Source organism: uncultured Halovibrio sp. (assembly GCF_913056445.1).
Classification (GTDB): domain Bacteria; phylum Pseudomonadota; class Gammaproteobacteria; order Pseudomonadales; family Oleiphilaceae; genus Halospina; species Halospina utahensis_B.
In genome coordinates, this window is record NZ_CAJXMA010000137.1 from 1 (window position 1) to 3250 (window position 3250).

The window sequence follows — 3250 nt, forward strand, 5'->3', positions numbered from 1 at the left end:
CTCGACGTTGATGATTTCCAGCACGTCTTCCAGGGTGATCGGCTCAAAATACAACCGGTCGGAGGTGTCGTAATCAGTCGACACGGTCTCCGGGTTGCAGTTGATCATGATGGTCTCGTAGCCATCATCGCGCATGGCGAGCACCGCATGCACACAGCAGTAGTCGAACTCGATGCCCTGCCCGATGCGGTTGGGACCGCCGCCGATCACGACAATCTTCTTACGGTCACTCACATTCGCCTCACACTCCTCCTCGTAGCTGGAGTACATGTAGGCGGTGGAGGACTCGAATTCAGCGGCGCACGTATCCACGCGCTTATAGACCGGGCGAACTCCCAGATCATGCCGCAGCTTGCGGAAGCTCTGCTCCGAAACCCCCAGCAGATTGGCCAGGCGCGTATCGGAGAAGCCCTTGCGCTTGAGCCGGAAGACAGTGTCGTAGTCCAGGTCCGCCATGCCGGTGGACTGGAGCTGCTTCTCCTCCTCGATCAGGTCCTGGATCTGGATCAGGTACCAGCGGTCGATGAAGGTGTATTCGAACACCTCATCCACACTCATCCCCCAGCGGAAAGCCTCACCCAGGTACCAGCTGCGGCTGGCGCCGGGCACTTTCAGCTCGTGGATCAGGGTATCCCGGGCGTCTTCCCGGTCCTCCAGGATCGGGTCCAGGCCGGAGGCACCGGTCTCAAGGCCGCGCAGGGCCTTCTGATAGGACTCCTGGAAGGTGCGCCCGATGGCCATGACCTCGCCTACGGACTTCATCTGGGTCGTCAGGCGTGGATCCGCCTGCGGGAACTTCTCGAAAGTGAACCGCGGGATCTTGGTGACCACGTAGTCAATGGACGGCTCAAAGGAGGCCGGCGTTACACCGCCGGTGATGTCGTTACTCAGCTCATCCAGAGTGAACCCGACGGCCAGCTTGGCGGCCACCTTGGCGATCGGGAAGCCGGTGGCCTTGGACGCCAGGGCCGAGGAACGCGACACGCGCGGGTTCATCTCGATCACCACCATGCGCCCGTTGGCCGGGTTGATGCCGAACTGGACGTTGGAGCCGCCGGTCTCGACACCCACCTCGCGCAGCACCGCCAGCGAGGCGTCACGCATGATCTGCCATTCCTTGTCCGTGAGCGTCTGGGACGGCGCCACGGTAATGGAATCGCCGGTGTGAACGCCCATCGGATCCATGTTCTCGATGCCGCACACGATGATGCAGTTGTCGTTCTTGTCCCGGACAACCTCGGTCTCGTATTCCTTCCAACCGATGAGCGACTCGTCGATCAGAAGCTCATTGGTCGGCGACAGCGCCAGCCCGCGCTCACAGATCTCGTGGAATTCCTCCCGGTTGTAGGCGATGCCGCCACCGGAACCACCCATGGTGAAGGACGGCCGGATGATGCAGGGCAGACCGATGTGGTCCAGCACCTGGTAGGCCTCTTCCATGCTGTGCGCCATGGACGCACGTGGTGTCTCAAGACCAATATTGTGAACCGCCTTGTCGAAGCGGTCGCGGTCCTCGGCCTTGTCGATGGTGTCCGCGTTGGCGCCGATCATCTCCACGCCATGCTTCTGGAGAATGCCATGGCGCTCCAGGTCCAGGGCGCAGTTGAGCGCGGTCTGGCCACCCATGGTGGGCAGCACCGCGTCCGGCTGCTCCTGCTCGATGATCTTCTCGACGGTGCGCCAGGTGATGGGCTCAATGTAGGTGGCATCGGCCATCACCGGATCGGTCATGATGGTCGCCGGGTTGGAGTTGACCAGAATGACACGGAAGCCTTCCTCGTGCAGAGCCTTGCAGGCCTGGGCCCCGGAATAGTCGAACTCACACGCCTGGCCAATCACGATGGGGCCGGCGCCAAGAATCAGAATGCTTTGGATGTCGTCTCTTTTCGGCATTGAACCCTTATCCTGTTCGTCTCGAGCCGTGATTCGAAGCCGTTGGCCTCACTGTGCGGCCTGCGTGGCCTGATGTTCATCCATCAGGCGGGTGAACTCATCGAACAGCGGGATCACGTCCCGCGGCCCGGGGCTGGCTTCCGGGTGCCCCTGAAAGCTGAACACTGGCGCGTCCTTCAGGCGCATCCCCTGCAGGGTGCCATCAAACAGCGAGCGGTACGTGACCTCAACGTTGTCCGGCAGTGACTTCTCATCCACTGCAAAGCCATGGTTCTGGCTGGTAATGACCACGGTACCGTCGGCGACCCGCTCCACCGGATGGTTAGCACCATGGTGCCCGAACTTCATCTTCTCGCTGCGCCCGCCCACGGCCAGCCCCAGAAGCTGATGCCCGAGGCAGATGCCAAAGGTCGGGATGTGGCGCTCAATACAACCCTTCAGGGCCTCTACAGCGTAATCGCAGGGCTCTGGATCCCCGGGGCCATTGGAGAAAAAGACGCCGTCCGGGTTGTACGCCATCACCTCGTCCAGCGGCGTACGCGCCGGCACCAGTGTTACCTCGCAGCCGCGCGAGACCAGCAGGCGCAGGATGTTGTACTTGATGCCGTAATCGTAGGCGACCACGCGGTAGCGCTTCTCCGGCGCCTCGCCGTAGCCCTCATCCAGGGTCCAGACGGACTGGGTCCAGGTACGCGGCTCCTTGCAGCCGGCCTCGGAAGCCAGGTCCATGCCCTTGATCCCAGGGAAGTCCCGGGCCAGGCGCAGGGCCTCTTCCTCGCTGGCGTTGTCACCGGCGACAATGGCGCCTCCCTGGGCCCCCTTGTTGCGCAGCAGACGCGTCAGGCGGCGGGTATCCACGCCGGCAATGGCCACCACGTTCTCCCTCTGCAGATAATCCGAAAGGGAGTCGGTCCGGCGCCAGTTGCTGGCCAGCAGCGGCAGGTCGCGGATGATCAGTCCGGCAGCACAGATCCGGTCGGACTCCACGTCCTCCGGGTTGGTGCCGGTATTTCCAATGTGCGGATAGGTCAGTGTGACCATCTGGCGGGTATAGGACGGGTCAGTGAGAATCTCCTGGTAGCCGGTCATGGCCGTATTGAAGACGACCTCACCGCTGGTGGCGCCGTCGGCACCGATGGATTCCCCTCTGAAGATGCTGCCGTCCTCAAGTGCAAGGATCGCTGGTTTCGTCAAAGCCATGCCCCTCTAGCGTCTCTGGCGGGTAGGACGCGCGTCACGAAACCCCGGCGCCCATTTGCAAAAAGCGGGACGGTGTCTTGGACGCCGTCCCGCTTTTTGCAGGGATTCTGGGAACCTCTTCCGGACTCACAGAGATTCCTCAACAGCCGGTGGAGTA

At 62.2% G+C, this 3250-nt stretch carries 2 protein-coding genes; both read right to left on the reverse strand.

Annotation, left to right across the window (positions count from 1 at the left end):
• Positions 1-1893, reverse strand: a 1893-nt coding sequence (carB, locus tag QZ501_RS15020; protein WP_295720633.1) for a carbamoyl-phosphate synthase large subunit, incomplete at its 3' end; no start/stop codon positions are given.
• A 48-nt stretch (positions 1894-1941) separates the two neighbouring features.
• Positions 1942-3087, reverse strand: coding sequence for a glutamine-hydrolyzing carbamoyl-phosphate synthase small subunit (carA, locus tag QZ501_RS15025; protein WP_151439990.1), 1146 nt, complete (start codon positions 3085-3087; stop codon positions 1942-1944).
• Between the last annotated feature and the right edge of the window lie 163 nt (positions 3088-3250).